At 35.0% G+C, this 26,236-nt stretch carries 18 protein-coding genes; 13 read left to right on the forward strand and 5 right to left on the reverse strand.

What is annotated here, in order from left to right:
- Positions 1-139: 139 nt before the first annotated feature.
- From FC091_RS10925 to FC091_RS10945, 5 genes are all read left to right on the forward strand, one after another.
- Entirely contained in the window at positions 140-1,912 is a 1,773-nt protein-coding gene (locus FC091_RS10925) for an AMP-dependent synthetase/ligase (protein ID WP_138434311.1), read from the forward strand.
- Between the two features lie 110 nt (positions 1,913-2,022).
- Positions 2,023-2,481, forward strand: a complete 459-nt coding sequence (locus tag FC091_RS10930) for a MarR family winged helix-turn-helix transcriptional regulator (protein ID WP_138434312.1) — start codon at positions 2,023-2,025, stop codon at positions 2,479-2,481.
- Positions 2,478-4,886, forward strand: coding sequence for a 3-hydroxyacyl-CoA dehydrogenase/enoyl-CoA hydratase family protein (locus FC091_RS10935; RefSeq protein ID WP_138434313.1), 2,409 nt, complete (start codon positions 2,478-2,480; stop codon positions 4,884-4,886). Before FC091_RS10930 ends, FC091_RS10935 begins: the two co-directional genes overlap by 4 nt.
- 4 nt (positions 4,887-4,890) lie before the next feature.
- Positions 4,891-6,081 carry an acetyl-CoA C-acyltransferase gene (locus tag FC091_RS10940; protein ID WP_138434314.1) on the forward strand — a complete coding sequence of 397 codons (1,191 nt, stop codon included), beginning with the start codon at positions 4,891-4,893 and terminating at the stop codon, positions 6,079-6,081.
- Positions 6,082-6,106: 25 nt separating this feature from the next.
- A complete protein-coding gene (locus FC091_RS10945) occupies positions 6,107-7,915 on the forward strand; it encodes an acyl-CoA dehydrogenase family protein (protein WP_138434315.1) in 1,809 nt (602 codons plus the stop codon).
- 74 nt (positions 7,916-7,989) lie between these two features.
- On the opposite strand, the gene FC091_RS10950 is transcribed toward FC091_RS10945, so the two are convergent.
- A complete protein-coding gene (locus tag FC091_RS10950) occupies positions 7,990-8,829 on the reverse strand; it encodes a T9SS type A sorting domain-containing protein (protein ID WP_138434316.1) in 840 nt (279 codons plus the stop codon).
- A gap of 217 nt (positions 8,830-9,046) precedes the next feature.
- Here FC091_RS10950 and FC091_RS15295 point away from each other — a divergent pair, with 217 nt between their 5' ends.
- From FC091_RS15295 to FC091_RS10975, 5 genes are all read left to right on the forward strand, one after another.
- The gene (locus FC091_RS15295) at positions 9,047-10,645 is read left to right on the forward strand and encodes a nuclear transport factor 2 family protein (RefSeq protein ID WP_212745833.1); all 1,599 of its coding nucleotides are present in this window, start codon (positions 9,047-9,049) and stop codon (positions 10,643-10,645) included.
- 47 nt (positions 10,646-10,692) lie between these two features.
- On the forward strand, positions 10,693-12,045 hold the full coding sequence (locus FC091_RS10960) for a M28 family peptidase (RefSeq protein ID WP_138434317.1): 1,353 nt from the start codon (positions 10,693-10,695) through the stop codon (positions 12,043-12,045).
- 47 nt (positions 12,046-12,092) lie between these two features.
- Positions 12,093-12,440: a hypothetical protein gene (locus FC091_RS10965; RefSeq protein ID WP_138434318.1), complete on the forward strand. Its 348-nt coding sequence runs from the start codon at positions 12,093-12,095 to the stop codon at positions 12,438-12,440.
- 2 nt (positions 12,441-12,442) lie between these two features.
- Positions 12,443-14,077: a M1 family metallopeptidase gene (locus FC091_RS10970; protein ID WP_138434319.1), complete on the forward strand. Its 1,635-nt coding sequence runs from the start codon at positions 12,443-12,445 to the stop codon at positions 14,075-14,077.
- Positions 14,078-14,184: 107 nt separating this feature from the next.
- Positions 14,185-14,757, forward strand: a complete 573-nt coding sequence (locus FC091_RS10975; RefSeq protein WP_138434320.1) for a YdeI/OmpD-associated family protein — start codon at positions 14,185-14,187, stop codon at positions 14,755-14,757.
- Between the two features lie 101 nt (positions 14,758-14,858).
- On the opposite strand, the gene FC091_RS10980 is transcribed toward FC091_RS10975, so the two are convergent.
- Both FC091_RS10980 and FC091_RS10985 read right to left on the reverse strand, forming a co-directional pair.
- Positions 14,859-15,587 (reverse strand): LytR/AlgR family response regulator transcription factor, encoded by a 729-nt coding sequence (locus FC091_RS10980; protein WP_138434321.1) that lies wholly within the window; start codon positions 15,585-15,587, stop codon positions 14,859-14,861.
- Positions 15,584-16,642 (reverse strand): sensor histidine kinase, encoded by a 1,059-nt coding sequence (locus FC091_RS10985; protein WP_138434322.1) that lies wholly within the window; start codon positions 16,640-16,642, stop codon positions 15,584-15,586. Before FC091_RS10985 ends, FC091_RS10980 begins: the two co-directional genes overlap by 4 nt.
- A 174-nt stretch (positions 16,643-16,816) precedes the next feature.
- Between FC091_RS10985 and FC091_RS10990 the strand changes: the two genes are divergently transcribed.
- Together FC091_RS10990 and FC091_RS10995 are read left to right on the forward strand one after the other, a co-directional pair.
- On the forward strand, positions 16,817-19,219 hold the full coding sequence (locus FC091_RS10990) for an outer membrane beta-barrel family protein (RefSeq protein ID WP_138434323.1): 2,403 nt from the start codon (positions 16,817-16,819) through the stop codon (positions 19,217-19,219).
- Positions 19,220-19,233: 14 nt separating this feature from the next.
- Positions 19,234-20,181 carry a hypothetical protein gene (locus FC091_RS10995; protein WP_138434324.1) on the forward strand — a complete coding sequence of 316 codons (948 nt, stop codon included), beginning with the start codon at positions 19,234-19,236 and terminating at the stop codon, positions 20,179-20,181.
- Here FC091_RS10995 and FC091_RS11000 read toward each other — a convergent pair.
- Together FC091_RS11000 and FC091_RS11005 are read right to left on the reverse strand one after the other, a co-directional pair.
- Positions 20,163-21,617: a MoxR family ATPase gene (locus tag FC091_RS11000; protein ID WP_138434325.1), complete on the reverse strand. Its 1,455-nt coding sequence runs from the start codon at positions 21,615-21,617 to the stop codon at positions 20,163-20,165. The genes FC091_RS10995 and FC091_RS11000 overlap by 19 nt on opposite strands.
- A 111-nt stretch (positions 21,618-21,728) precedes the next feature.
- The gene (locus FC091_RS11005; protein ID WP_138434326.1) at positions 21,729-22,871 is read right to left on the reverse strand and encodes a vWA domain-containing protein; all 1,143 of its coding nucleotides are present in this window, start codon (positions 22,869-22,871) and stop codon (positions 21,729-21,731) included.
- A gap of 123 nt (positions 22,872-22,994) precedes the next feature.
- Between FC091_RS11005 and FC091_RS11010 the strand changes: the two genes are divergently transcribed.
- Positions 22,995-26,204: a VPS10 domain-containing protein gene (locus tag FC091_RS11010; RefSeq protein ID WP_138434327.1), complete on the forward strand. Its 3,210-nt coding sequence runs from the start codon at positions 22,995-22,997 to the stop codon at positions 26,202-26,204.
- Positions 26,205-26,236 lie beyond the last annotated feature (32 nt).

The following is a 26,236-nucleotide window of genomic DNA, read 5'->3' on the forward strand; positions in this document are numbered from 1 at the left end:
GTGGAGCCCTATTATTCAGTCTCTAGAAAATACACTTATTTGAACAATGAAAAAAATTTAATTATTTACTTCAAAAATAATTAACCCTATATTTGTTATTTTCGCAAAAACCCCTAATACTTTTTGCTAATTTCAAACTATGACAGAAGTTACACGCCTTTTTGATTTTCCTTACTATCAATTAAAGCATAAACCAAACCCTAAAGCTTTGGTAACAAAATATAATGGTGAATGGACACCTATGTCTACCCAAGAATATATTGATAAAGCCAATGCAATGAGTCGTGCACTACTCAAATTAGGTGTGCAACGAGATGAAAAAATTGCCATTATATCATCAACTAACCGAACTGAGTGGAATATAGTAGATATTGGTGTTTTACAACTTGGAGCACAAAATATTCCTATTTATCCAACAATTTCGGCAGAAGACTATGAGTACGTTTTAAATCATAGCGAGTCCATTTATTGCTTTGTTAGTGACGAAGAGGTTCTTGCTAAAGTTAAAAAAGTACAGTCTAAAACCAAGTTGAAAGAAGTGTACTCTTTTAATCACATTGAAGGCTGCAAGCACTACTCTGAGTTATTTGAACTTGGTAAAGATGATAGTAACCAATCAGAGGTCGAAGCAAGAAAAAATGCCGTCAAGCCCGAAGACCTAGCAACAATAATATATACATCTGGAACAACAGGAAAGCCAAAAGGTGTTATGCTATCTCATTGGAATATCACTAGCAACGCATTGGATTCCTCGAAACGACTTCCTATAATTGATGGTGAAACTAGAGTGCTCAGTTTTCTTCCAATCTGTCACATATTTGAACGTGTTTTGATATACATATATCAATATGCAGGAACTAGTATTTATTTCGCGGAAGCATTGGACAAAATTGGAGATAACGCAAAAGAGATAAAACCTCACTTAATGAGTGTTGTTCCTAGGCTTCTAGAAAAGGTATTTGATAAAATAATGCTCAAGGCAGATGAACTCTCAGGTATTAAACAAAAATTATTTTATTGGGCCGTTGAACTAGGTGAAAAATGGGAACCCTATAAAGCAAATGGCTCATGGTATGAGTTTAAACTAAGCATTGCAAACAAACTTATTTTTAGCAAATGGAGAGAGGCATTAGGAGGTGAGTTAACAACAATGGTTTCTGGTAGCGCAGCACTTCAACCACGATTATCTCGAATTTTTTCAGCCGGACAAATGCAAGTTATGGAAGGTTATGGTCTTACTGAAACCTCACCAGTAGTCTCGGTAGGTATGTATAGAGATGAACATTACAAAGTTGGCACTGTAGGTAAGCCAATTGAAAATGTTGAAGTAAAAATAGCTGAAGACGGAGAAATCTTAATTAAAGGACCAAATGTTATGATGGGTTATTATAAAGACCCAGAAAAAACAGATTCTGTAATGACCGATGATTATTTTCATACAGGTGATAAAGGCATCATTGATGAAGATGGCTTCTTAAAAATTACAGGACGTAAGAAAGAAATGTTTAAGACCTCTGGCGGAAAATACATTATCCCAACACTTTTAGAAAATGATTTAAAGCAGTCCTTATTTATAGAGCAAGTTATGGTTATTGGTGAAGGCGAAAAAATGCCAGGCGCTATCATTCAACCAAATTTTGAATTTATCAGAGATTGGATAGATCATAAAAACCATACAATAGGTAAATCTGAAAAGGAAATTGCAACTTCTGAAATAGTTATAAATCGTATTCAAAAAGAAGTTGATAAATACAATAAAAACTTTGGAAAGTGGGAACAAATAAAGCGTTTTGAACTTACTTCTGAAGCTTGGACTATTGATGACGGTCACCTAACACCTACTATGAAAATGAAGCGTAGCGTTATTAGAGAAAAATATGACGCTTTATACGAAAAAATTTACCGCCCTTAATACCTACACTTTCTCAGGTTAGATTTCAAAATACTATGCGCGCATAATTTTTTTACATTTATTATGCGTGCATAGTATTTTTTATTATATTTGAATCTAACTAAAAAATAATGAAGGACAAAACAATAGATTATGTACTGAGAACCACTTGGTTGGCAGTAAATAAAATGTATAACGAAGAGGCCTCAAAATTTGATACAACTATGGCAACTGGTTTCGCTTTGCTAAGTATCGATCCAGAAAAAGGTACACCTTCTACCTCTCTTGGTCCTAAAATGGGTATGGAAGCTACTAGTCTTTCTCGCACATTAAAAACTATGGAAGAAAAAGGACTAATTGAACGCAAGCCCAATCCAGAAGATGGTAGAGGAGTTCTTATTCACTTAACCGAATTTGGTAGAGAAAAACGAGCCTATTCAAGAGAACGCGTATTAACTTTTAACGACGCTATTAAATCAAATATAAGTTCTGACAAAATTGCCCATTTTTATGAAGTAGCTGAGCTTATCAATAACATGATTTCTAATAAAAAAATATACAATCAAAAAGAACACATATTAAAACAATGAGCAAACGTAGAATAAAGAAAATTGCCATCATTGGTTCTGGTATTATGGGAAGCGGTATTGCTTGTCACTTTGCCAATATTGGTGTAGATGTCTTATTATTAGACATTGTTCCTAGGGAACTGAATGATAAAGAAAAAGCACAAGGACTTACTCTAGAAGATAAAGTTGTGCGCAATCGCCTTGTTAATGACGCACTTACTGCATCAATTAAATCTAAGCCTGCGCCACTATACCACCCATCTTTTAAAGACCGCATTACAACAGGTAACTTAGAAGATGATATTGCGAAAGTGGCAAATGTAGATTGGATAATGGAAGTAGTTGTGGAGCGCTTAGATATTAAACAACAAGTTTTTGAAAAGCTTGAAAAACACCGAACACCTGGTACTTTGATAACCTCAAACACCTCTGGTATTCCTATTAAATTTATGAGCGAAGGCCGAAGTGAAGATTTTCAAAAACACTTCTGTGGCACACACTTTTTTAATCCAGCGAGATATTTAAAGCTATTCGAAATTATTCCAGGACCAAAAACTGATGATTCGGTATTAGAGTTTTTAAATGGTTACGGAGAACAGTTCTTAGGAAAAACTTCGGTTGTTGCTAAAGACACTCCTGCTTTTATAGGTAACAGAATCGGTATATTCAGTATAATGAGTCTGTTTCACACAGTAAAAGATTTAGATCTAACTATTGAAGAAGTAGACAAATTATCTGGTCCTGTAATTGGTCGTCCAAAATCTGCAACGTTTAGAACTGTAGACGTTGTTGGTTTAGACACTCTAGTACACGTGGCAAACGGTATTAGAGAAAACTGTCCAAATGACGAAAGACATGAGTTATTTCAACTACCAGATTTCATCAATACCATGATGGAAAACAAATGGTTAGGAAGCAAAACAGGTCAAGGATTCTATAAAAAAGTTGTCTCTAATGATGGTAAAAAAGAAATTTTATCGCTAGATCTTAATACCCTTGATTATAGAGAAAAACAACGTGCAAAATTTGCAACATTAGAACTAACGAAAACGATTGATAAAGTTGTAGATCGTTTTAAAGTATTAGTAAAAGGAAAAGATAAAGCAGGTGAATTCTACAGAAAAAGTTTTGCTGCTCTATTCGCATATGTCTCTAATCGTATTCCAGAGATTACAGACGATTTATATAAAATTGATGACGCTATGAAAGCCGGTTTTGGTTGGGAACATGGTCCTTTCCAAATTTGGGATGCTATTGGTTTAGAAGCTGGTATTGAAATGATGAAAGCAGAAGGTCTAGAGCCAAATGCTTGGATTAACGAAATGTTGGCATCTGGTAGCACGTCATTCTACAGTGTAAAAGACGGAGCTTCATACGCTTATGATATTCCATCAAAAACACAGCAAAAAATTCCTGGTCAGGATAGTTTTATCATCTTAGACAACATCAGAAAATCTAATGAAGTATTTAAAAACTCTGGTGTCGTTATAGAAGACCTTGGTGATGGTATCCTTAATTGCGAATTCCAATCTAAAATGAATACCATTGGTGGAGACGTTTTAGCTGGACTAAACAAAGCTGTCGATTTAGCTGAAAAAGATTTCGAAGGTTTAGTTATTGGTAATCAAGGAGCTAATTTCTCTGTTGGTGCTAACATTGGAATGATTTTTATGATGGCTGTTGAGCAAGAGTATGACGAGCTTAATATGGCTATCAAGTATTTCCAAGACACAATGATGCGTATGCGTTATTCTTCAATACCAACAATTGCAGCACCTCATGGTATGACTCTTGGTGGTGGTTGTGAGTTATCAATGCATGCAGACAAAGTTGTTGCTGCTGCAGAAACATATATCGGCTTAGTAGAGTTTGGTGTTGGTGTTATTCCTGGCGGTGGAGGCTCTAAGGAGATGGCATTAAGAGCACAAGATGAATTCCATAAAGGTGATGTAGAGCTTAACGTATTACAAGAGTATTTCTTAACTATAGGTATGGCTAAAGTTGCAACGTCAGCTTACGAAGCTTTTGATTTAGGCGTACTTCAAAAAGGAAAAGATGTCGTGGTGGTTAACAAAGATCGTCAGATTGCAACCGCTAAAGCACATGCGAGACTATTAGCAGATGCTGGTTATACGCAACCTGTAAAACGTAAAGATGTTAAGGTACTTGGTAAACAAGCTTTAGGTATGTTCTTAGTTGGAACAGATTCTATGGAAGCTAGTCACTACATCAGTGAGCACGACCAAAAGATTGCTAATAAACTGGCTTACGTTATGGCTGGTGGAGATTTATCAGAGCCGACTCTAGTTACAGAACAATATTTACTTGACTTAGAGCGTGAGGCATTCCTTTCGCTTTGTACAGAGCGTAAAACGCTAGAGCGTATTCAGCACATGCTAAAAACAGGTAAACCTTTAAGAAATTAAAAAAATGAAACAAGTATATATAGTAAAAGGATATAGAACTGCTGTTGGTAAGTCAAAAAAAGGCGGTTTTAGGTTTAAAAGAGCCGATGAGCTCGCAGCTGAAACCATTCAGTACATGATGGGTAAATTACCCGATTTCGATGTTACTCGTATCGATGATGTTATTGTTGGTAATGCCATGCCAGAAGGATCTCAAGGTCTTAACATGGCACGCATAATTTCGTTGATAGGATTAAACACTGTAGACGTACCTGGTGTAACGGTTAATAGATTCTGTTCTTCAGGATTGGAAACCATTGCTATGGCAGTTGCCAAAATTCAAGCTGGTATGGCAGAGTGTATTATTGCTGGTGGTGCTGAGAGTATGAGTTCTGTTCCTATGACAGGCTTTAAACCAGAATTAAACTACGATATCGTAAACGCTGGACATGAAGACTATTATTGGGGAATGGGTAATACTGCTGAAGCCGTAGCAAATAAATACAACGTGTCTCGAGAAGACCAAGATGAGTTTGCTTACCACTCACATATGAAAGCTTTAAAAGCTCTTGAAGAAAACAGATTTCAAGATCAAATAGTGCCTATTGAAGTAGAAGAAACTTACGTTGATGCTAATGGTAAAAAAGCAACACGTAAATATACCGTTTCAAAAGATGAAGGCCCAAGAAAAGGAACTAATAAAGAAGCATTAGCAAAATTAAGACCTGTATTTGCTCAAGGTGGTTCTGTAACTGCCGGAAACTCTTCTCAAACCAGTGATGGCGCTGCATTTGTATTAGTGATGAGTGAAGACATGGTTAAAGAATTAAACTTAGAGCCAGTTGCACGTTTAGTTAGTTATGCTGCTGCAGGAGTACCACCAAGAATTATGGGTATTGGTCCTGTAGCGGCTATTCCAAAAGCGTTGAAGCAGGCAGGCTTATCTCTGAAAGATATTGAGCTAATTGAACTTAATGAGGCTTTTGCATCACAATCTTTAGCAGTTATGCGAGAGCTAGACCTTAACCAAGATATTGTTAATGTTAATGGAGGTGCAATTGCACTAGGACACCCACTTGGTTGTACAGGAGCAAAACTTTCAGTTCAACTGTTTGATGAAATGCGTAAGCGTGACATGAAAAACAAATATGGTATGGTTACAATGTGTGTTGGAACTGGTCAAGGTGCAGCTGGAATATTTGAATTTTTAAATTAAGAAGAAACTTATAACGTATAAAAAAATGGAGACTGTAGAAAAAGACATTTTAAGAGGAGGACAATTCCTTGTTAAAGAAACAAATTGTGAAGATGTTTTCACACCTGAAGATTTTTCAGAAGAACAACAAATGATGAAAGAAGCGGTTATGGAGTTTAATGACCGTGAAATTATTGCTCACAAAGCAAGATTTGAAGCTAAAGACTATGCACTAACAGAAGAAGTAATGCGCAAAGCTGGTGAACTTGGTTTCTTAGGTGTTGCTGTACCTGAAGCTTATGGTGGATTAGGAATGGGATTTGTTTCTACATGTCTTACTTGTGATTACATTTCATCAGGAACAGGATCTTTCAGTACTGCTTTTGGTGCTCATACCGGTATTGGCACCATGCCAATTACGCTTTATGGAACTGAAGAACAAAAACAAAAATATGTTCCTAAACTAGCCACAGGGGAATGGTTTGGGGCTTACTGTTTAACAGAGCCAGGTGCAGGATCTGATGCTAACTCTGGTAAAACTACTGCAGAGCTATCTGCCGATGGTAAGTCTTACAAAATTAATGGCCAAAAAATGTGGATCTCTAACGCTGGCTTTTGTAGCTTAATGATTGTTTTTGCTCGTATTGAAGACGATAAAAATATTACTGGATTTATTGTAGAATACGACCCAGAAAACCCTAACGGAGTTACTCTAGGTGAAGAAGAGCACAAACTTGGTATTAGAGCGAGTTCTACACGTCAGGTTTTCTTTAACGATACTGTTGTTCCTGTTGAAAATATGCTTGCTGGTCGTGGTGAAGGTTTTAAAATCGCCATGAATGCACTAAATGTTGGACGTATTAAATTAGCTGCTGCTTGCTTAGATTCTCAAAGAAGAATTTTAACCACAGCTGTTAACTATGCTAACGAGCGCAAACAGTTTAAAACTCCTATAGCAGATTTTGGTGCTATAAAAATGAAATTAGCAAAAATGGCTACAGATGCCTATGCTGGTGAATCCGCTACCTATAGAGCTGCGAAAAATATTGAAGATCGCATAGCTATTAGAGAAGCTGCTGGAAACTCTCACCAAGAAGCTGAGCTAAAAGGTGTAGAAGAATACGCTATTGAGTGCTCTATTCTTAAAGTAGCTGTATCAGAAGATGTACAAAACTGTGCAGACGAAGGCATACAGATTTTTGGTGGTATGGGATTCTCTGAAGAAACGCCAATGGAAGCTGCTTGGAGAGATGCTCGTATTGCTCGTATCTACGAAGGAACTAACGAAATCAACAGAATGCTTTCTGTTGGCATGTTAGTTAAAAAAGCTATGAAAGGTCATGTAGATTTATTAGGTCCTGCAATGAAAGTGCAAGAAGAGCTAATGGGTATTCCTTCTTTTGACACACCAGACTACTCAGAGCTTTTCTCAGAAGAAAAAGAAATGATTGCAAAGCTTAAAAAGGTATTCTTAATGGTATCTGGTGCAGCTGTTCAAAAGTTTGGTCCAGATATGGAAAAACATCAACAACTACTGATTGCTGCTGCAGATATATTAATAGAAATATATATGGCAGAATCTACAATTTTAAGAACTGAAAAAAATGCAAAACGTTTTGGCAAAGAGGCTCAATCTGTACAAATTGCTATGTCTAAATTATATTTATTTAATGCGGTAAATATTATAGAAGATAAAGGTAAAGAAAGTATAATTTCCTTTGCTGAAGGAGATGAGCAACGTATGATGCTTATGGGCTTAAAACGTTTTACAAAATATCAAAATTATCCGGATATCGTTGATTTAAGAAACGAAATTGCCGAAAAAGTAAAAGCAGAAAATAAATACTGCTTTTAGGTTTAAGTTTAAGTTAGAAATGGAAAAAGCCAATTCTATTGAATTGGCTTTTTTATTTCATCGTATTAGTTTGACTAGTTAACAATAATCTTCTTTGTAATGACTTTATAATCATTTGTATTAATCCTAACTATATAAGTACCAGAAGTTAAATTATCTATCCTATACTCCGAATGAGTATTATCTATTACATCTTTAATATTATAAACTAATTGACCTGAAATATTATAAACTTCAATATTTGTTAAAATTGAGTTTGTAGGGTTAAGAACTACTAACTTATCACTATTCGTTTCATAATAAAACTCTAATTGATTTTCTTCATTATCATCAATACTCAAACCACTAGGATTTTGAAAACCAATTACAAAACGGTCTTCATAAATACCAGCCGATAATGTAGCTTCATAGTTAGCATTTTTTAAATCATAATAAGTGTCTAATTCAGTATCATGAAGGATAATATCTATATCGTTAGGAAAGTTTTCTAAAGCTTGGATTGCGATAACTACATCGCCAACATCACTTTTTTGAATGCTAAGTGGTAAAGATGTTTCTTCTGTATCTATATCACCTATTCCTTGTATTACAAACAACTCGTCATCAATTAACCAAGACATATCATCTACTTGTACATCGTTTAAATGACCGTCGAATCCCCAATCATAACCATCTGTACATCTATCATCAATGGTTAGGAGAATTTCTCTATTAATTATTCCTACAGATGTAAATCTTAATCGTATTTTCGGCCTAGGATCAGTAGAATTCTCAGTGGATATATTTAATTCACCAGTTGATGATGTAGTGTTTTCTTCGTCTATACTAGAAGTATTTTGTGCTAAAATAGCCTGAAAGAAAAATAGACAAGTTAAAAAGCCTATGGTTTTGATGGATGGTATTGTGGAATTCATAACTTTAGAGGGATTAAGTTACTCAAGGGACTAATGTTTTTTGGTTTGGTATATCTAATATTTAAAAAATATCATGTATTGTTGGTGTATTGCATTTTAACAGCCCATTAATTCGCTAAAATGAACTCAAATGCAAATTTCATCGACGAATTGTAATCTCTACAAGAAATAAGAAACTAGATAATCCTTATATTTAAAGAATCAATCTTGCTATCTTATGAAATATTATTTTTTAATCCTATTTCCCTTTTTTTCAATCCTCTCATTTTCACAAACTAACACAGAAATATTTTTATTTGATTTAGTACAAAGCAATTCTAAAATCGACATCTCTAATGGGATCAATATATCTAACAACCAAGGCTATGATAATCAGCCTTCATTTTTTGGCGATGACAACGTACTATATGCTTCAACACGAAGTGGACAAACCGATATTGCTCAATATCACATCGATTATAAATCAAAAACATTTATAAATTATACCAAAGGTGGTGAGTATACTCCATTAAAAATTCCAAGTAAAAATGCTGTTTCTGCTGTTAGATTAGATATTGATGGTAAACAACGTTTATATAGTTATAACCTCAGCAATGGTGAATCTACAGAACTTATTAAGGACCTGGTCGTTGCTTACTACACATGGTACAATGAGCACTCAATAGTTTCTGCTGTAATTGAAAACGAGCAACTAAATTTATATTTCACAAATATTACAGATGGTATTAGTAGAAAATACGCTACAAATGTTGGGCGTTCGTTTCATAAAATCCCAAATTCTAATCTGGTAAGTTTTATTTACAAAGAAGCTAACAAACCTTGGCAAATAAGATCTTTAAATCCTAAAAACGGTGTTACAAGACTAATCGCAAATACTATGGAAGGTGTTGAAGATATTTGCTGGTTAGATGGTAAAACACTTTTATCGGGTAAAAATGGTGTCTTATATAAACTAACCTTAAAACAAGATAATAACTGGAAAAAAGTAGCCGATCTTTCCTCTTACGGCGTTGCTGATATTACGCGATTAGCCATAAACGACAACGGTACAAAATTATTGATTGCTGCAGATTTACAATCAAATGAGCAAGATATAGATGCTAAAAATAACCCAACAAAACTTACTGTTACTGACCCAATTCTATCAGAAACTGAAGCTGCTGCAGTTGTTCAAAAACATATAGATCCTTTTAACAATAGGCAACTCAATGACTTTGCAAATGCTTTTGATGCTAATGTGGTAGTTAATAAATTTCCAAAAGATTATATGTACTCTGGTAGAAATGCTCTTAAAGAAAATTACAGGCAATTCTTTAAAAATAACAAAAAGTCTAACGTAAAAGTATTAAACCGCATGGTGCATAATAATTATGTTATTGATGAAGAACTGGTTACACTAAATAACCTAACAATCAGACAAGCTACAATCTACAACGTAGATAAAGATGGCATAAAATCTATGACGTTTATTAGAAATAGAAACACAACCTCCAATCCTGAGACCATTGTTAATGATCAGCTTGAAGCTTATAACAAACGTGATATTGATGAATTCAGTGAAACTTACGCTAAAGACGTTAAACTTTATGAGTTTCCAGATAACATAACTTCAAATGGAATTGAAGAATTAGAAAAAAGATATCAAGTTATCTTTCAAAAAGTCCCAGATCTAAATGCAGAAATTATAAACCGAATTGTTCTGGGTAACAAGGTTATTGATAAAGAAAAAGCAACTATAAATGGAAAAACCTATTATGCCATAGCTATTTATGAAGTAGATGACGGCTTAATTTCAAAAGTTACATTTATCCAATAAACCAACTTAATGATATCTTAAAAACTATAAATCTGTAATTTATTAACATGAAATCTCTACTTATACCTTTATTTATAATTTTCACCCTAGTACAAACAGTACAAAGCCAAACAGACCCTAAAATTTATGACATCATCGATGCTGTTTCGGAGGAAAGACTAAAACAAGATGTAAAAATCTTAGCCGATTTTGGCACACGTCACACACTCAGCGACACCATTTCCAATACTCGTGGTATAGGCGCAGCAAGACGATGGATAAAATCGCAATTCGATAAAATCTCAAAAGATTGTAATGATTGTTTAGAGGTTTTTTATCAGAGTAATTTGGTAAAAGAAGGAACCAACCAACGTATTGTAAAGGATGTTAACGTGGTAAACGTGGTTGCAATTCAACGTGGTACTAAATATCCAAACCGATATATCATTATGAGTGGTGATATAGACTCTAGAGTTTCAGACCCTAATGATTTCACCTCTGATGCACCAGGCGCAAACGATAATGCAACAGGTATGGCTGGTGCTATGGAAGCAGCCAGAGTATTGTCTAAATATAAATTTGAAAGTAGTATTGTCTATTTAGGACTTTCTGGTGAAGAACAGGGGCTTTTTGGCGGACAAGGTTTTGCCAAGTACGCAAAGGACAATAATTGGCAGATTATTGGTGTGCTAAATAACGACATGATCGGAAACATTAAAGGTGTTGATGGAGTTATAGACAATCGCACTTTCCGAATCTTTTCTGAACCGATTACTACAGACGAAACCGATGCTGAAAAATTAGCTAGACAAGCTAGAGCAAGACGTTTTTATGGTGGTGAAATTGATGGAATTTCCCGTCAGTTGGCAAGATACGTGTACAAAACAACTAAAACCTACATGCCAGAAATGAACCCGATGATGGTCTATCGTCTCGATCGTTTTGGTCGTGGTGGTCATCACAGACCTTTTAATGATTTAGGTTTTGCAGGTATCCGCATCATGGAGGCGCATGAAAATTACACACAGCAACATCAAGATATTAGAACAGAAAATGGTATCAATTATGGAGATACCTTTGAGCATGTTAACTTTCCGTATTGTAAAAAACTAACCGCTGTAAACGCCATAACTATGGCGAGCCTTGCTTCTGCTCCACCTTCACCAGAAGAAGTTAGTATTGGTGGTATTGTTGAGCCTTCAGCAAAATTGCAATGGTCTAAGGTTGATGGAGCTAGAGGCTATAAAATCTATTGGAGAGATACGACTTCACCGACATGGGACAATAGTAGATATGTCGGCGACGTTAATGAGTTTACATTGACAGGAATCGTTTTAGATAATTCACTATTTGGAGTGGCTTCTGTTAATGAAGATGGTCACGAAAGTGTGGTGGTCTTTCCAAATAAAATAATGAGATAGTGTTTACAATTTCTACAGAAATAAAATCTAAATAAAATTTAGAATATATGCTTAAAAAAATAAAACCTCATATTTCAGAATTATTTTTAATTGCTTCTGTCATTTATTATTGGGTTTTAACCGCAAATCTTCTCAATCCATTTGCTATTGGCTTATTAGCTGTTCTTGCCTATCAAATAGTGAATAAAAAAGCAACTTTAGGTTTAATCATTTCTATTACTGTTATAGCGCTCACTTTATTTTTAGTTTTGGCACTGTTTTCTGAATTATCAGAATTCGAAGTTGCTAACCAAAACTACACGAACCTTTTAATTTTTGGAATCTTATACTTAGGAACAAATTTGGTTTTAGGTGGAACAATGCTTGTTAAATATTTAAAACAAAAAATGATTTAATAGTGAAATATAGATTACTTATACTTGGTATACTCATAACAACTTCAGTTAATGCACAGTTACTTAAAGACAAAGCTCAATTTACCAAACAAGATACCTTAAGAGGCAGTATCACACCAGAGCGTGCCTGGTGGGATTTAAATTATTATGACCTTAACATAAAGGTTCAGCCCGACAAAAAATATATCTCTGGTTATAACATCATCCGTTATAAAGTCTTAAAATCGCACGATGTTATTCAGATTGATTTACAAGACCCTCTAGAAGTTGTGGCTTTTACTCAAGATAAGGTACAATTAGATTATAATAAGATTGGACCTGCTTATTTTGTGTATTTAAAAAAGGAACAAGTACCTGGTGACTACAATGAATTGTATGTACAATATTCAGGACAACCAAAAGAGGCGGTTCGTGCACCTTGGGATGGTGGCTTTTCTTGGAAAAAAGACGACAACGGTAAACATTTTGTAGCAACATCTTGTCAAGGCTTAGGTGCCAGCGTTTGGTGGCCAAACAAAGACCATATGTACGACGAAGTGGATAGTATGCGAATTGCTATAGACGTGCCAAAGGACCTTATTGCAGTAGCCAATGGCAGACTAAGAGACACCTACGAATATGAATATGGTGGCTTTAAAATGTATGAATGGTTTGTATCCAATCCTATTAATAATTATGGTGTTAACGTCAACATTGGTGATTATGTCAATTTCTCAGAAGTCTATGAAGGCGAAAAAGGACAATTAGACATGGACTATTGGGTATTGAAAGATAATCTTGAAAAAGCAAAAGAACATTTTAAAGATGCACCAAAAATGATGAAGGCCTTTGAGCATTGGTTTGGCCCTTATCCTTTTTATGAAGATAGTTTTAAATTGGTTGAAGTCCCATATTTAGGCATGGAGCACCAAAGTTCAGTCACCTACGGAAACCAGTATAAAAACGGATATTTAGGAAGAGATTTATCAAGAACAGGTTGGGGTTTAAAGTTCGATTTTATTATTATTCACGAAGCTGGTCACGAATGGTTTGCAAATAATATTACCAATAAAGACATAGCAGATATGTGGATTCATGAAGGTTTTACAGCCTATTCAGAAAATCTGTTTCTAGATTATTACTATGGTAAAGAAGCCTCAGCAGATTATGTGATTGGCACAAGGGCAAATATACAGAACGATAAACCACTCATTGGACCTTATAATGTAAACAAAGAAGGCTCAAGTGACATGTATTATAAAGGTGCAAACATGTTGCACACTTTACGTCAGTTGGTTGAAGATGATGATTTATGGAGAGATATTCTTAGAGGATTAAATTCTGAATTCTACCATCAAACGGTAACGACTAAGCAAATTGAAGATTACATAAGCGAAAAAACGAATAAAGATTTATCAGCTTTCTTCAATCAATATTTAAGAGATACCAGAATACCAACACTAGAATATAAAATTGAAGATGGCAAACTTAAATTTCGCTATGTTAATATTGTAGATGGTTTTGACATGCCAATAGAAGTCATGATTGGCGATAAAACAGAATGGATTTTTCCAAACTCTGAATGGAAATATAAACCTTTTACTGGCACAGAATTTAAGGTAGATAGAGATTATTTTATTTATTCAAAACAATTATAACATTTTCAAAAAACACCCCTAAAGTCCCCTCAAGGGGACAATTATGGGAATGGTTATACATAGTATTGTCCCCTTGAGGGGACTTTAGGGGTGTAAAAAATCATAAAATGGAATTTCCAGAACTCTATTTTGAACGTGATACGGATTGGTACAATTGGTTATTGCAAAACCACAATAACCATAAAGCCGTATATCTCATCTTTTATAAGTTGGAAGTTGGTATGCCAACTATGCGATGGGAGGAAGCTGTTAAAGTTGCGATTTGTTTCGGCTGGATAGATTCTACAGTAAAGAGTTTAGGTAACGGCAAACGCAGACAATATTTTTCACCTAGAAACCCAAAAAGCACTTGGAGTGCACTTAACAAAAAGTATGTCGCTGATTTAGAAGAAGCAGGATTGATTCAAGAACCGGGTTATAAGATGATTAACCTTGCAAAAGAAACTGGAACATGGACAGCCATGGATGATGTTGAAAATGGAGTTATTCCACCAATACTGCAAAAAGCATTTGATACCAATCCAAGAGCGTTTGAAAACTATCAGAATTTTTCAAAAGGCTATAGAAAAAGTTATCTCTCGTGGTTAAATAGTGCTAAGCGCGAAGCCACTAAAGAAAAGCGCATTGCTGAAATTATAAGATTGTGTGAAGCGAATATTAAAAGTCGTGATTCCTGGTAGTATAACGTTTATTTTGTCATTGCGAAGACGAAGGACGTGGCAATCTTTCAATCAAAAGATTACTTCGCTATGCTCGTAATGACAGTTAACTTTATAGCCAATTAATACACCAACTTTTTAATATTATCCATATAACCACGACTTACCCTTACCACATCACCATTGTTCATAGTAATATCATAACTTTTAGAATATTTATGTAGCTCTTTAACAGCGTTTAAGTTTATTATCGAAGAGCGATGCACTCTAATAAACGCTGACGAATTCAACTTTTCTTCTAGTGTAGAAATACCATAATTACTGACATAGGTCTTATCTTCAGTCACCAATTTAGAATAATCTCCGTAAGCTTCAATACGTATTACATTTTCTAAAGCAATTGTAACGAGCTTATTTTGACTTTGCACCAAAATACGCTCAGGTGATTTTGGTTGATCCATTAGTAAACTCTCTGCTAATGGACGTGCTTTATTTTCTTGTGTATTTTCAGCTAAACGTTCTACGGCAACCTTAAATCGCTCTTTTGTATAGGGTTTTAGAAGATAATCTACAGCATGAACTTCAAAGGCTTTTAAAGCATACTGATCATAGGCTGTGGAAAAGATAATTTGAGGTAATTCTTCAAGATGTGTCAATACATCAAAACCTGTCATTCCTGGCATTTGAATATCTAAAAACACCAAATCTGGTTTAAACTCATTAATCATTTTTACAGCATCTACGCCATTATTTGCTTCACCAAGTAAAATCAATTCAGGATAATCCTCTAGATACTCTTTAATTAATTGGCGTCCTGCCGCTTCATCATCTATAATTATTATTTTTCTCATATGGCGAATGAGATTTTTAATCCTTGAGGCGTATTATCAGTTAGATTCAAGGTGCTATGGTACATTTTCTCCAATCTAAGTTTAGTATTTGTCAATCCAATACCCTTATCAAATACATTATCCTTATTCTCTACTCCAACACCAGTATCGGCAATTTCAAAATGCAACTTATCATTCTTTTTAAATATACTAATACTAATCTTTCCACCTTCAATTAAAGACGCTAGTCCGTGTTTTATAGAATTTTCTACTAAGGGTTGTAACAGCATTGGTGGTACCATTTCGCTATATAATTCTTGTGGTACATTAATATCTACTTGGAGACGTTCTTGAAAACGTTCCTTTTCTAACGTCAAATATTTATTTACAAAATCTAATTCTTCTTTCAGCGGAACTTTCTCTACCTGTGACGCCTTAAGCTGGTATCTAAATAAATCTGAAAGCTCGGCAATCATACCTCTAGTTCTCTCATTTTCTGGTGGCACAGAAGCACTAATGGTATTAAAAATATTATATAAAAAATGAGGATTTAATTGTGCCTTTAACGCAGACAATTCGCTTTTTAAAGCTGCTGCTTTTAATTCTCCCTCAATCTTTAGTTTTCTTTGATTTTCCTTAAAATAACGGTATGCAAAAAAACAACCAAATTGAATGGCCATAAAAAGAGAGGGAATGTACCAATCCCAAACTGAACCTGTACCCGATAAATGGCCTTCTCCTATAGCGTCTAATAGTAAATAACGCCATTCTCTAACAAAATAGACTGTTATTGGTATAAGTAGAACAACAACAAAAATTTGAACACGTGTCTTTTTATTTTTTAACAGCCTTACTCCTAAAAACCAAATAACAATGGATGCTAAAAAATAAAAAAAGTATTGCATACCCGACATGTACCAATAGCCTTTTGGATCTGCCCAACCCCAAATGCCTTCGCTTTTAAATTTCATCATGTTATACCATAAGACAATACGGTATAGAACTGAAAAAAATAGATAAAAACCAAAGATGATTCCTAATTCCCTTATTTTGATATTCTTAAGTGTTGGTTTCATAATACTCAAATATAGTATAAGTTATGTCAACAGTTAAGCAAATAAAGACGAGTTGTCCTATATACCGACGAGTTGCCCTTCCAGTTTAACGGTCTATTTTCCGACTGAACGGATTAGACGTGTGTAACAAACTTAATAGTTTCAAATTTGTATCAGAATTAAAATCACAACATCATGAAACGTTACTTTATTATTATAAGTCTTTTATATTTCAGCATAACATTTTCTCAAAATACCATTGCTGGTAAAGTAGTTGATCAAAATCAACAACCTGTAGCTTCTGCAATTATTTCATTATTAAAATCTGATAGTAAGGAATTTATTAAAGGTGAACTGTCTAATGATTCTGGTGACTTTAGATTTACTGAAATCGGCAATGGCACTTATGTTATTCTAATTACGAGTCTAGGATTAAAAGATTATACTACAAACGCGTTTGCTTTAAACAGCACTAATAAATCCTTAGGCACCATGGTGATGGTTGATGAATCGGCGGAACTCGATGAAGTCACCGTAGTTGCGGAAAAACCTATGATTGAGGTCAGAGCAGACAAAACGGTTTTTAACGTAGCCAATACAGTCAATGCCATTGGAGATTCTGGTTTTGAATTACTACGTAAAGCACCAGGCATTATCATAGATAATTCTGACAGTATTATTGTTGAAGGTAAAGCTGGTGTTCTATTCTATATTGATGATAGACCCTCTGTTCTTAGAGGTGCTGACTTAGTTAACTTTCTTAAAACGCTACAAGCGGCAGATATTGAAGCCATAGAAATCATTACCCAACCATCATCTCGTTTTGATGCAGAAGGCAATGCAGGAATCATAAATATTAAATTAAAACGAGATAAATCATTAGGAACTAATGGTACCGTTGCTTCGTCACTTACCATTGGTGATTTTGCCAGAACCAGTAATTCCATCTCATTTAACAACAGAAATAAAAAGACCAGTCTTTATGGTACTTACAGCAACAACTTTGGAAAAAGTACAAGTTTTATAAACTTAAATAGAATGCAAAACGGCACCAACTTTAATGCCAGAACTGAGAGTGTTTTTGATAATAATAGCAACAACGTAAGACTTGGTTTCGATTATTACGCCAATAAGAAATCTACCTTTGGTGTTATCGTTACAGGGAATTTCAATAATTCTAGCTCAGAAAGTGACTCTCGCACACCAATTACACCAAGTGGTGCAAATAGTCCATCAGAAGTTTTGGTGGCTGGTAGTGATTCTAAAAATCAAACTTACAATCTGTTTTCTAATGTCAATTACAGATTTAAGGATACATTAGGTCATGTTCTTAATATCAACTTAGATTATGGCAAGTATGGCAGTGACCGAACAAATTTACAGCCCAACCGCTACCTTAATGGCAACGAAACTCAAGTATTAAGTGAAAATATTGTCTTTTTTGATACACCCATAGATATTTCAATTCTCTCTGGTCAGATTGACTACGAACAGAATTTCCTAAAAGGTGTTTTGAGTTTGGGTACAAAATACTCTAAAGTGAATACCGAAAATAGTTTTGATGCTTTTGATAGAACTAATGGAAACAATGATTTAGACGAAACGCAATCTAATGATTTTAATTACGATGAACAGATCATTGCCGCCTATTTTAATTTTAATAGAAAGATAGATAAGTTCAATCTGCAACTAGGTCTTAGAATGGAACATACCATTTCAGATGGTCAATTAACAAGTTTATTAGGAGACCAAGATAATCGTGTAGAGCGCAACTATACCAATTGGTTTCCGAGTGGAGGAATTACCTATCAAGTCAATCAAAAGAACAGTTTAGCTTTAATCTATAGCAAACGTATACAGCGACCAAATTACCAAAGTTTAAATCCGTTTCAGTATAGAATTGATGAGCTATCCTTTAGACAAGGAAACCCATTTTTACAACCGCAATACACAGATAATGTAAAGCTATCTCATACTTATAATTACAGGCTGACAACGTCATTGAGTTATAGTTTTATATCAGACTTTTTTGCACAAGTAACTGAAGCTGTTGGCGACGATCAAAACTTCATCATTCAAAGAAATGTAGCTAATCAAAAAATTATCAATTTGGGCATTTCATATCCTACAAAATTTAATGATTGGTGGCGTGTTTATTTTAGTCTAAATGCCTATCGAAGTATTTATGAAGCAACAAATCCAGACTTTGTTTCAACAAAGCAGAATACCCTGAGTTTGTATGCGCAAAACACCTTCAAATTACCAAAAGACATCACGTTCGAAGTTTCAGGTTGGTACAGCTCACCTTCAGTTTGGGGAGGCACCTACGAAACCCGAAGTTTGGGTTCCTTAAATCTAGCTTTTCAAAAACGATTTTTAGACGATAAACTTACGCTGCGTCTTGGGTTTAACGACATCTTATTTACATCACCATGGCAAGGTACTACACGTTTTGGTAATCTATTTATTGATGGTAATGGTGGTAATGATAGCCGACAAGTACGCTTTAATCTCACCTATAACTTCGGGCGCGATGAGATTAAAAAAGCAAGAAATCGTAAAACAGGAATTGAAGACGAAAAAAACAGAATAAATTAAAACATTTGGAAATTATGAAAACTAAAATCTTAACACTTTTTCTTGTATTAACATTGGCATGGATTGGCAATGCACAAAAAACCTATCTAAAAATAACCAATAGCGAAATTGGTGAAAATGTAATTATGTATCCACCAGGAACAGAATTTGAATTAAAAACCAAGGAAGGTTACATCATATTTAAAAATAGCGGAGATGAAGGAATTGTTGACATTACAGAAAAACACACCTTATATGTATATCCAAGTTGGAAAGATAGCGCTGATGTATTTGTGCTAATAGACGGTAAAGTAGAAAAAGTACTCACCTCAACCTATCAAGATTCTCATAAAAAATCAGAAACCAATAAATTAAAGAATAATGGCGTAACCGCATCATCCATTGTTACCGACTCTAAAACTTTAGAAGGAAAAAAGAACATTGAATTTACACTGAGTAATGGCATTACATTCAATTATACCGATGGACTTTACAGTGCAACATTAGGTGATAAAAATTTAACTATAAAAAACAAATATCTTATATATAGCAACTTAGGTATTTTGAAATTAAGTTTCAATCCAAGCAATGGTGAGGTTTGGTGGGTTTTTGAGGCTTCTAAAACTCAAAATAATTTGTTAGGTGAATGGAAGATTGATTTAAGGCCTACTCCAACGAGTCCAGAATATTTTCAAACTTTAAACATTACTAAGATTGAAGACAAAGTATTAGAAGGCAGCTTTTATGGAAGTCCTATCAAATCAGGATTTATAAATACCGAATGGGAGAAAACCTATTTTTCATTTACAACGTCAGATGCTTCCAATGACTATTATCACTCTGGCTATATCTTAGACGGAAAGCTGTATGGTATATCGTATTGTCCTAATAGAAAATTAACAGCACCTTGGACAGGAAAAATTAAAGCACTAATAAAAAAGGAAGCCAATGGCTTCCTTTTTTATTATAGTCCACTTATATAACTTCCATAAGGGTCTTGAAATTTTAATCCTTCCGTATAACGGTATTTACTCAGTTTTTTAAACTGTACTAAACCCCAAAGAATAAATTCTTTTTCAAAGTACACATCACGTTTATCGATGTCTGGTTGATAGTCTGCTAGTAAGGCATCTAAAGGTGTTACTTCATCTAATTTCGCTTTATAGGTTTCATCATTAAAATCGTCCAACAGCTCAAAACCGTCGCCATTAAAAAACCAAGAAATTAAATCATCATAAGGTGTTTCTTCTCCTTGCTTTTCTAACTTTTCAATCTTTGGAAAATACTTTGGAAACAGTGTCTTTATCGCTTCATCAATTAAGGTGTTAGCCACAAAATCGGCACCTTCTTGCTCACCTTCATAGACTAATTCTACTTTTCCTGTTATGGCAGGAATTACACCTATAAAGTCTGATAGTCTAACTGAGGTACTTTCATCTCCAGCAATTAATGCACGACGCTCTGCTGTGCTCAATAAATTCTCAAAAGCTGTAATACTCATTCTAGCACTTACTCCACTCTTTACATCAACATATTCGCTTTCGCGTGCTTCAAAACTAATTTGCTCAAGTAAGTCCTTGGCTAAATCTGGCACATAGACAGATTCGGCTTGTCTTTCGTCCAATTTAGCCTCCTGCGAAGTAATGGTTCTCGCAGTATCTATAGAGTCTGGATAATGCGTTAAAATCTGTGACCCTATTCTATCCTTTAATGGTGTTACTATGCTTCCTCTGTTGGTATAATCTTCAGGATTAGCGGTGAAAACAAATTGCATATCTAAAGGTAATCGTAATTTAAATCCTCTAATCTGAATATCGCCTTCTTGTAAAATATTAAATAAGGCTACTTGAATCCTAGCCTGTAAATCTGGTAATTCATTAATGACGAAAATGCAACGATTAGCTCTTGGAATCATCCCATAATGAATCACGCGATCATCAGCATAACTTAATTTTAAATTCGCAGCTTTAATGGGATCCACATCGCCTATAATATCGGCAACTGTTACATCTGGTGTTGCCAATTTTTCAGCAAAACGATCATCACGATGCAACCATGCAATTGGTGTGTTATCACCTTTTTCTTTTATCAGTTCAACAGCATAGCGCGAAATGGGTTTTAGTGGGTCATCGTTAATCTCCGAGCCTTCAACAATAGGAATATATTCATCCAATAAATTCACCATCATACGTGCCAAACGTGTCTTTGCCTGACCACGTAATCCTAAAAGGTTAATATTATGCCTTGATAAGATTGCACGTTCTAACTCTGGAATTACAGTGTTTTCATAACCGTGAATACCTTCAAACGTTGTGACTTTGTTCTTTATGTTTTCAATAAGGTTATCTCTTAGTTCGTCTTTAATCGATTTAGATTGAAATCCTGATGTTTTTAATTCACCTAAAGTTTTTATGTTCATAAGCCTTTCCCTAACCCTTTCCAGAGGAAAGGGAACTATTACGGGTTTTTTTATTGTTCATCTTATGCTCCAAAATTTCTTCCCCTCTGGGGAAGCTAGATGGGGCTTTTTTTATTTTATTCTCTTTTTTCTATTGTTTTCGTAATCTTCAAAAATCATTTCACCAAGGCCTTTTAATCCTGTGTAGAAAGCCTTACCTCTGTTGGCTTGCGTAAACTCTCTTACAAAACGCATAAGGTATGGATCTTCAGCAATCATAAAGGTTGTAATTGGTATATGCAATCTTCTTGCTTGTTGCGCCATGGCGTAGCATTTATTGGTAATGTATGGATCTAACCCATTACTATTTTTATAATATTGTCCATCTGGTAATCGCAAGCAACTTGGTTTACCATCCGTAATCATGAAAATCTGCTTATTGGTATTTCGTTTCCGACGCAGCATATCCATAGCCAACTGCAAACCAGCCACAGTATTGGTATGATATGGACCAACTTTAAGATATGGCAAATCTTTAATCTTTATTGGCCATGCATCATTACCGAAGACCAAAATTTCAATACTATCTTTTGGATAGCGTGTAGTGATCAATTCAGAAAGTGCCATGGCCACTTTTTTAGCTGGAGTAATACGATCTTCGCCATACAATATCATGCTGTGGCTAATATCAATCATAAGTACTGTACTCATCTGGCTTTTGTGCAAGGTTTCTTCAACAACCAAATCATCTTCAGTTAAATTAAAATTACCGATACCATGATTAATTTGTGCATTTCTCAAACTCTCTGTCATTGATACCTTTTCTAAAGCGTCACCAAACTGGTACGATCGAAAATCGCCTGTGTGTTCGTCACCAATACCAACTCCTTTACTTTTGTGATTGCCTGCTCCACTTTTTTTAATCTTGCCAAAAATATGGTCTAAGGCTTGTTGCCTTATGGCTCGCTCGGTTTTAGCAGTAATTGATAATCTGCCTTTACCGTCACCAGTGCCATCACCATCAGTTGGATCTATTTCTTCCTTTATATAACCTTTATTTTTAAGGTCTTCAATAAAATCATCGATCGTATACTCAGATGTGGTTAAACTATATTCTTTATCAAGTTGTCGTAACCAATCTATGGCTTCATCAAAATCACCTGAAGTGTAAGTGATTAATTCCTTGAAAATCTCAAACAATTTGTCAAATGGAGACTGATATGGCGCTTCATATGTTCTAAATACGAATCCTGATCTGTTTTGTTTTTCATTCATAGCAGAATAAAAATACTACTTTTTTAAATTAAAAAACAGGTATTAATTCACCTTAACAACTCCTTAAGATTTCACAAATTAGTTTTCGTTAATTTTAGGCTGAATTTAACTAACCTAATAATAATGAAACGAATCTTTTCCTTGGTTTTGCTCTTATGTATAAGCCTTATTTCTGCACAAGAATTCTCAATGGATTTAGTAAAAAACATGACACCAAGAAATATTGGACCTGGTGGTATGTCTGGTCGTGTGACAGCCATTGATGTTGTAAATAACAATCCTGACGTTATGTATGTTGGCACTGCCTCTGGAGGACTTTGGAAATCAACATCTGGTGGTATAAAATGGGAACCCATTTTTGATAATGAAGTAACAGCTTCAATTGGTGCTGTTGAAATTCAGCAATCCAATCCAAGTGTTATTTGGGTTGGTACAGGTGAAGGTAATCCACGTAATTCTCTAAATGGTGGTTATGGAGTTTACAAATCTATTGATGGTGGAAAATCTTGGAAAGCCATGGGCTTAGAAAAAACCAGACACATCCACAGAATCATTGTAGACCCAACCAATCCAGACGTAGTTTATGTTGGTGCTATTGGATCGCCTTGGGGAGAACATCCTGAGCGTGGTGTTTTTAAAACTACTGATGGTGGCGAAACATGGACAAAAATTCTGTTTATCAATAACAAAACTGGTGTTGCCGATTTGGTGATGGATCCTTCTAACCCTAACAAATTATTTGCTGCCATGTGGGAACACAAACGCGATCCTTGGTTTTTTAATTCTGGAGGAAAAGGCTCTGCATTGCACATGACGCATGATGGTGGAAAAACATGGGTAAAAATTACTGAAGATGACGGTTTCCCAAAAGGTGATTTAGGTCGTATTGGTGTAGCGATTGCATCTGGAAAACCAAATATAGTTTATGCGCTTGTAGAAGCTGAAAAAAATGCACTTTACAAGAGTGAAGATGGTGGTTTTAAGTGGAAAAAAATAAATGATAAAAACGATATTGGTAATCGTCCGTTTTATTATTCTGAAATCTATGTAGACCCACAAAATGAAAACCGTGTATATTCTGTATTTACGTACGTAAACGTGTCTGAAGATGGTGGTAAAAATTTTGAACAACTGATGCCTGCTTATGGTGTAAGTAATGGTGTGCATCCAGATCATCATGCATGGTGGATTCATCCAGAAGATGGTAGTTTTATGATTGATGGTAATGATGGAGGAATGAATATTACCAAGGACGGCGGAAAAACATGGCGTTTTATTGGTAATCTTCCCGTCGCACAATTTTATCATATAAATGTAGATAATGAGTTTCCGTACAATGTGTATGGAGGTATGCAAGACAACGGTTCTTGGCGCGGACCTGCTTATGTTTGGCGTGCGCAAGGCATACGTAATAGTTACTGGCAAGAAATTAGTTTTGGTGATGGTTTTGATGTAGTTCCTGATAGAGATGATTCGCGCTATGGATGGTCCATGAGTCAACAAGGTTATGTAAGCCGTTACGATTGGCAAACCGGAAATAATTACGGAGTAAGACCAACGCATCCTGATGCAAACGTTGAGTTACGTTTCAACTGGAATTCTGCTATTAATATAGATCCTTTTGATAATAGTACAATCTATTTTGGAAGTCAGTTTGTACATAAATCTACTGATAAAGGTGAAACTTGGACAGTCATCTCTCCAGATTTATCAACCAATGATCCTGAAAAACTAAAACAATCTGAAAGTGGTGGTTTAACCATGGATGCTACAGGTGCAGAAAATCACTGTACTATTTTAGTTATTGAACCTTCTCCAGTAGAAAAAGATATGCTTTGGGCAGGCACTGATGATGGTCGTGTACATTACACCACAGATGGAGGAACCAATTGGATAGAAGTTACCAAAAATATAAAAGGTTTACCAGATGGTAGTTGGATTGCTCAAATAAAAGCTTCTAACAAAAATAAAGGAGAAGCGCTTCTTATCGCTAATGACTACAGACGTTTTAATTATACTCCTTACGCGTATCGAACGACAAACTATGGTAAGTCATGGGAACGTGTAGTTGATGAAAACGATGTACAAAGTTATACGCTGGCAATTGTTGAAGATACTGAAGAACCTAATCTTATGTTCTTAGGAACTGATGATGGTCTATATATATCCTTAAATGCAGGCGAAAAGTGGACAAAATGGACCGAAGGATTCCCAACTACATCAGTTAAAGATTTGGTAATTCATCCACGTGAACACGATTTGGTAATTGGTACATTTGGAAGAGCGGCTTGGGTTTTAGATGATATTAGGCCTTTGAGAGCTATGGCGAAAGATAAGTCGATTATCAATTCTAATATTGAATTGTTTAATCCTCCAACAGCATATCAAGCTGCCTATCAGCAACCAACCGGAAGTCGTTTTGGTGCAGATGCCATGTATCATGGCGAAAATCGTGGTTATGGTGCTCGCTTTTCGTATTTGTTTAATAAAAAAGAAGCTGTTAAATCTGATATTAAAGCAGATGCTAAAAAAGGCGATAAAAATATAAGTGACAAAAAAGTTAGTAATGCCATTAGTTGGGACTCTCTAACTTTAAAAATCTATGACGGAGATCGTTTAATTAGAACGCTTAAACAAAAAGCACCTAAAGACAATGGCCTATATAAATGGACGTGGTACATGGACGAAGCTGGTGTAAGCAGACCTTCTAGAAGAGTACGTAAGCAAAACAGAGAACCTAGTGGAGTTACTGTAAAACCAGGAAATTACAAAGCAGTATTGCACTATGGAGATATTACTTCTGAAACAACGATTTCTGTAAAGTCAGATCCTCGTTTAAATGTATCACAAAAGAATATTGATGAAGTTTATGCAGCTTCAAAAGAGTTAGAACAATTACAGCAAAAGGCTGCTGAAGCCGTTGAACAACTTGTAAAAAGTAAATCTATTGCTGAAGATTATAAGAAAGAACTATCAAAGCTTGATAAAGAATTGTATGAAGCGCAAATTGAAAGTTCTAAAGAAACCATCAAAGCTATTGATAGTTTAATTGACAGCTACTTAGGTAAAGTAGATAAACGACAAGGTATTACCAGAAATCCTGAAGTCACACCAATGCAACGTCTTGGCACTGCAAGAAGTTATGTTAGTAATAGCCAAACAGGTTTAACCACTACAGAAACGACATTAATACAACATGCTAAAGATGCTTTTGACATAGTTTTTGGAGAAACCAATAATTTCTTTAATACCACATGGAAAGATTATCAAAATACAATGAAAGATTTAAAAATCAATCCATTTAAAGCCACCAAAACCTTTAGTGTAGACTAAAAAAAAGCGCTCTAAAATTTATTTAGAGCGCT

Source organism: Winogradskyella algicola (assembly GCF_005869935.1).
Classification (GTDB): Bacteria; Bacteroidota; Bacteroidia; order Flavobacteriales; family Flavobacteriaceae; genus Winogradskyella; species Winogradskyella algicola.

Excerpts from the sequence above, each read along its gene's own strand:
- FC091_RS10925 (WP_138434311.1), top strand. The coding sequence starts at position 140 with ATGACAGAAGTTACACGCCTTTTTGATTTTCCTTACTATCAATTAAAG.
- FC091_RS10930 (WP_138434312.1), top strand. The coding sequence starts at position 2,023 with ATGAAGGACAAAACAATAGATTATGTACTGAGAACCACTTGGTTGGCA.
- FC091_RS10935 (WP_138434313.1), top strand. The coding sequence starts at position 2,478 with ATGAGCAAACGTAGAATAAAGAAAATTGCCATCATTGGTTCTGGTATT.
- FC091_RS10940 (WP_138434314.1), top strand. The coding sequence starts at position 4,891 with ATGAAACAAGTATATATAGTAAAAGGATATAGAACTGCTGTTGGTAAG.
- FC091_RS10945 (WP_138434315.1), top strand. The coding sequence starts at position 6,107 with ATGGAGACTGTAGAAAAAGACATTTTAAGAGGAGGACAATTCCTTGTT.
- FC091_RS10950 (WP_138434316.1), bottom strand. The coding sequence starts at position 8,829 with ATGAATTCCACAATACCATCCATCAAAACCATAGGCTTTTTAACTTGT.
- FC091_RS15295 (WP_212745833.1), top strand. The coding sequence starts at position 9,047 with ATGAAATATTATTTTTTAATCCTATTTCCCTTTTTTTCAATCCTCTCA.
- FC091_RS10960 (WP_138434317.1), top strand. The coding sequence starts at position 10,693 with ATGAAATCTCTACTTATACCTTTATTTATAATTTTCACCCTAGTACAA.
- FC091_RS10965 (WP_138434318.1), top strand. The coding sequence starts at position 12,093 with ATGCTTAAAAAAATAAAACCTCATATTTCAGAATTATTTTTAATTGCT.
- FC091_RS10975 (WP_138434320.1), top strand. The coding sequence starts at position 14,185 with ATGGAATTTCCAGAACTCTATTTTGAACGTGATACGGATTGGTACAAT.
- FC091_RS10980 (WP_138434321.1), bottom strand. The coding sequence starts at position 15,587 with ATGAGAAAAATAATAATTATAGATGATGAAGCGGCAGGACGCCAATTA.
- FC091_RS10985 (WP_138434322.1), bottom strand. The coding sequence starts at position 16,642 with ATGAAACCAACACTTAAGAATATCAAAATAAGGGAATTAGGAATCATC.
- FC091_RS10990 (WP_138434323.1), top strand. The coding sequence starts at position 16,817 with ATGAAACGTTACTTTATTATTATAAGTCTTTTATATTTCAGCATAACA.
- FC091_RS10995 (WP_138434324.1), top strand. The coding sequence starts at position 19,234 with ATGAAAACTAAAATCTTAACACTTTTTCTTGTATTAACATTGGCATGG.
- FC091_RS11000 (WP_138434325.1), bottom strand. The coding sequence starts at position 21,617 with ATGAACATAAAAACTTTAGGTGAATTAAAAACATCAGGATTTCAATCT.
- FC091_RS11005 (WP_138434326.1), bottom strand. The coding sequence starts at position 22,871 with ATGAATGAAAAACAAAACAGATCAGGATTCGTATTTAGAACATATGAA.
- FC091_RS11010 (WP_138434327.1), top strand. The coding sequence starts at position 22,995 with ATGAAACGAATCTTTTCCTTGGTTTTGCTCTTATGTATAAGCCTTATT.